Origin of the sequence: Leucobacter musarum subsp. musarum (genome assembly GCF_001273845.1) — a bacterium.
GTDB classification, from domain to species: domain Bacteria; phylum Actinomycetota; class Actinomycetes; order Actinomycetales; family Microbacteriaceae; genus Leucobacter; species Leucobacter musarum.
In genome coordinates this window covers 1-306 of the sequence record NZ_JHBW01000061.1, presented here as the reverse complement: position 1 = coordinate 306, position 306 = coordinate 1, and the positions used below count along the sequence as shown (strand labels likewise).

Annotated in this window: 1 protein-coding gene; it reads left to right on the top strand. The window is 58.8% G+C overall.

The window, feature by feature from the left end; genetic code table 11:
• Positions 1-306 (top strand): IS30 family transposase (locus tag CH42_RS00195; protein ID WP_156322416.1); only part of this gene is annotated, 306 nt, incomplete at both ends.

Below are 306 nucleotides of genomic sequence, written 5' to 3'. Positions count from 1 at the left end.
CGTTAGTGGAGCGGCAGACCAGGTTCGCGCTGATCGGGAGGCTTCCCGGAACACGGGAATCGATGACGGTGATCGAGTTGATGCAGCGCATGATCCGTTCCTTGCCCTCCGAGTTCGTGAAGACGGTCACCTGGGATCAGGGGCCAGAGATGGCGCAGCATCGCAGATTCACCATCGCGACGGGATGCGAGATGTATTTCTGTGATCCGCACTCACCCTGGCAACGGGGATCGAACGAGAACCTCAACGGCCTGATCCGGGACTTCTACCCCAAGGGCATCAACTTCAACCAGGTCACTGGTGAAG